Below are 1,324 nucleotides of genomic sequence, written 5' to 3'. Positions count from 1 at the left end.
AAAAACTTGAGATTGTTTAACTTTTGGGGGGAATGAATCACTAAGATAGAGGAATAAATATAGGATTTACTACTTTCTTGGTTAGAGGATAAGGGGATAGATTGTAGAATAGGCTTTATTGTAGGATTTGGTTTTATACATCGGATATAGTACGTGAAATTTTGTCGGTTTAGATTTTTATAGGTTGTTTACTTAATTATGTATGGACAATTCTCTAAATATGTTAGTTTTAAATATACTTTTAAGATAACAGAGCAAAATTGGAATTGATTAATTTGTATTTAGAGAGGTGATTATTTATGCCAGGATATACAACTCAGGCGGATGTTATTGATTTTAAGATTTGTAATGAATGTTCACTAGCTAATACTCCATTTTATACTTATCCAGGAGTGCCTTTATTGGGAAGAATAAGACAAAGACAAGGATGTGGGGTTGCACATGCAGGAGCACTTGATTTGGAGGTTCCAAATATTAAAATAGGCACCCCAGTATATGCTGCAGAAGCAGGGTATATTAATGTGTTATCATCTGGTAATGAACCATGTGGATGTAAAAACGAGTGTAATAAGGGTAATTTAGTTTCGATAAGAAGTTTTAGTGATAAATTTATTACTCAATATGTCCATGTAACTCCGCTTCCTGGCCTTAAATTAAAGGATCAGGTATATGTAGGTCAACAAATTGGCACAGTTGATCAGTCAGGTAGCTCTTGTAATCCTCATGTTCATATGGCTAGGTATACTCTCACTGGCATTCCTACTTGTAATTGGCAACTAAGAATAGCAGCTCATACAGTTACTCCTCCCTTCACGGCTCCCCCTTTTGTTTCTTTCCCTAGCGCGCCAACCAATCCTGGAGGAGTAACAGCTGATCCGTATTTGCACCCTGCAGGGCCAGGTGGTTATCATCCTAGAGTTTATCTTATTCCTTCTCCGTATTTATATTGGTAAAAAATTTATATATGGTTATAAAACGTTTTGTTCTCTGCACATGGTGTAGGGATTTTTTTTTATAAAGAAAGAGCACTTTTACAAGTGCTCTTAAAATAATGCTGTAATATATTCAGGGTTTTTAATTGATATAACAATAAATGCAAATAGTAGTACCATGATACCAAGTTGAATATATTGTCTAGTTTGATTAGGAATTACACTTCGAATCCAGTCTGAGAAAATCGAAAGTCCAGCACATAATACAATAAAAATTAATAAAACAATCCCTACACTCTCAGGAACTCCTTGGAATGGATGGGGTATATTTATTTGGAAATCCATATCATTTTCCTTCCTAATAAAATCATTTTATTTTAATAATACAGTAT

Annotated in this window: 2 protein-coding genes; one reads left to right on the top strand and one right to left on the bottom strand. The window is 33.8% G+C overall.

What is annotated here, in order from left to right; all coding sequences use genetic code 11:
* The first annotated feature begins 299 nt into the window (after positions 1 to 299).
* Positions 300 to 953, top strand: coding sequence for a M23 family metallopeptidase (locus tag ABWK52_RS26975; protein ID WP_353772262.1), 654 nt, complete (start codon positions 300 to 302; stop codon positions 951 to 953).
* Positions 954 to 1,043: 90 nt separating this feature from the next.
* On the opposite strand, the gene ABWK52_RS26970 is transcribed toward ABWK52_RS26975, so the two are convergent.
* Entirely contained in the window at positions 1,044 to 1,277 is a 234-nt protein-coding gene (locus ABWK52_RS26970; RefSeq protein WP_097842651.1) for a hypothetical protein, read from the bottom strand.
* Positions 1,278 to 1,324 lie beyond the last annotated feature (47 nt).

This window comes from Bacillus sp. AP50 (assembly GCF_040492675.1).
Classification (GTDB): Bacteria; Bacillota; Bacilli; order Bacillales; family Bacillaceae_G; genus Bacillus_A; species Bacillus_A cereus.
Note: the sequence above shows the minus strand (reverse complement) of the source record. Positions and strands in the feature narration are given on the sequence as shown.

Bases quoted from the DNA above. Each gene is read 5' to 3' on its own strand.
- ABWK52_RS26975 (WP_353772262.1), top strand. From the start codon at position 300: ATGCCAGGATATACAACTCAGGCGGATGTTATTGATTTTAAGATTTGT.
- ABWK52_RS26970 (WP_097842651.1), bottom strand. From the start codon at position 1,277: ATGGATTTCCAAATAAATATACCCCATCCATTCCAAGGAGTTCCTGAG.